The sequence below is a fragment of the Limosilactobacillus panis DSM 6035 genome, from assembly GCF_001435935.1.
Classification (GTDB): Bacteria; Bacillota; Bacilli; order Lactobacillales; family Lactobacillaceae; genus Limosilactobacillus; species Limosilactobacillus panis.
Window position 1 is genome coordinate 1 of sequence record NZ_AZGM01000105.1, and the last position, 2,347, is coordinate 2,347.

The 2,347-nt window shown below is 42.6% G+C and carries 2 protein-coding genes; one reads left to right on the top strand and one right to left on the bottom strand.

The genetic code is table 11. The features are described from left to right. Positions 1–187: 187 nt before the first annotated feature. Positions 188–1,528 carry an FAD-dependent oxidoreductase gene (locus tag FD32_RS06835; RefSeq protein WP_047768459.1) on the bottom strand — a complete coding sequence of 447 codons (1,341 nt, stop codon included), beginning with the start codon at positions 1,526–1,528 and terminating at the stop codon, positions 188–190. A 125-nt stretch (positions 1,529–1,653) separates the two neighbouring features. Between FD32_RS06835 and FD32_RS06840 the strand changes: the two genes are divergently transcribed. After that, the gene (locus FD32_RS06840; protein WP_047768456.1) at positions 1,654–2,313 is read left to right on the top strand and encodes a Crp/Fnr family transcriptional regulator; all 660 of its coding nucleotides are present in this window, start codon (positions 1,654–1,656) and stop codon (positions 2,311–2,313) included. Positions 2,314–2,347: the final 34 nt, after the last annotated feature.

Here is a 2,347-nt window from a genome sequence, read left to right on the forward strand (position 1 = left end):
TGTTAAATTCCGAATGGAGCTTCTGATTCAGAGGCTTTTTGTCACAACCCCTTTTTATTTTCCGAATATTACAACGGAATTATGTCCCAGTTCCCAGTTAAATCTCAAATTATATTGAGATTACGGAAAATCAATTAACCAGATTCACGTCGAAAGCATGTGCTCTTATGCTTTTACTTCCTAATATTTATTTACCAGCCTTCGCAACGGCAGCTTGAGCCAGGATATTCAAATAATTAAATGGCCGATCAAAATTTGGTTGGAATAGCATGTCAACAAAGGCTAAGTAATCAATCGTGTGCTTATCCTGAATGCACAGTGACAGGACCCCGGCCGATTGAGCAACATCATATTTACTCATTAGTTGACCACCAATAATCTGCCGCGTCTTTTTATTCCAAACGAGGGTCATCAATACCTTCTCTGTTGATGGCATGAATTCTGGACGGTAGTTATCTTCAATGGTTACTGCATCGGCATCAATTCCCGCCGCCTTGGCATTTTCAAGCGTCAAGCCGGAAGAAACCATTGTCGTTTTGTAAAGATTTAAGCCAGAACTAGACTGGGTTCCCATATCACGCATTTTGTTACCAAAAATATTAACGCCAACCATTGTTCCCTGGCGAACCGCGTTGGTTGCTAAAGGAATATAAGCATCTTTTCCAGTTGGGTTGTAGTGAACACTGGTTGAATCACCTGCAGCATAAATATCAGGATCAGATGACTGCATGTACTCATTTGTGATAATTGCTCCGTTATCATGCATCGCAACTTTTCCCTTAAGCAAGTCGGTGTTTGGACGGAAGCCAACACAAAGGATTGCAATGTCTGCTTCAAAGCTCCCCTTATCGGTTTTCACCGTCACACCGTCGTTGTGCTCATCAAAGGCAGTGACTTTCTGGTTGAAAGCTAATGTTGCTCCGTGCTCTTCAAACTGGTGTTGAATCCGGTCAGTATATTCCTGGTCGAAGTACTTATGCAACATCCGTGGCGCTCCATCAATCAAGGTAACGTCCTTGTTTTGCCGGGTATAGGCCTCAACTAATTCAACCCCAATGTAACCAGCACCGATGACAACCACCCGCTGGGCATCCTTAGCAGCAGCAAATAATTGCTTAGCATGGTGATAGTTCTTGCACAGGTAAACATGGTCACCATTAACACCATCGATTGGTGGAATGATAGGCCAAGAACCGGTTGTATCAATAAGCTTGTCGTAATGATCTGTCTTCTCAGCCCCAGTTGTTAAATCAGTAACTTTAACGGTCTTCGTCTGCGGATCAATACTGGTAACATTGTGTTGCATATTAACCTCGGCCCCTAGTTCGGCTAACTGCTTAGGACTAGAGTAAAACATCGCATCCGGATCACCGACGTCCCCACTTAAGTAGACCGCAATTCCACATGATAAGAATGAAACATTATCATTCCGTTCGTAAATGACAACGTCAGTTTCGGGATGGTCCTTGAGAATTCTCGTTGCGGCAATGGTTCCGGCATGAGTACAACCAACAATAATAACTTTCATTTTAATACCCTCACTTTGCTCAATCATTAACTTAAGCATTTAAACAAACACCGATGTTTGATACTTTGATTATAGAAATAAGCGGGTATAATTAAATTGATTTAAATCAATGGGAGGGGATAAATTTGGTTCACCATTCCGAAATTGCTTGTTTAAGCAAGGCAACTATATTTAAAAATTTACCAACAAAACTGAAGAAAAAGCTCGTAACGGTTTCTTCCCACCAGGACTTCTTCCCAAAGGGCAGCCTGATTCGGCAACCATTAGACGGCAAAGATGTAATGATTGTAATCGATTCCGGCCACGCAAAGGTCTATTCCTTAAATGAGACGGGAAAGGAAACCGTTTTAGGTGTTCTTGGAAAGGGCGACTCCACCGGCCAGGAAAACTTATTCAGCAACAATAACCGCGAAAACTTTATTCAAGCAACTGAGGACTGCCTTGTCTGCTCGATGAACCGTTGCGATTTTCAAAAGTTATTAAGGGATACTCCTGACCTTGCCCTTTCCTTACTTAATGATTTTGGTGAACGATTAATATTGGCGGAGGAAAACACCGTCCGTCGTAATTCAATGAACGCTAAAGATCGAATCATGGACTACCTTAGGGCCCAGGAAAAACGTACCGGGAAGGATTCATTTAACTTACCCCTTAGGAAAAAAGACCTAGCAAACTTTCTTGGTTTAACCCCGGAAACACTGAGCAGGCAACTTAAGGTCCTTCAACAGGCTGGCCAGATTACCGTTGCGGGCCAACGTATAACTAATCGAGTAGGAGGTAATTGATTAGTTCAATTACCGACCTCTCACACCACCGTAC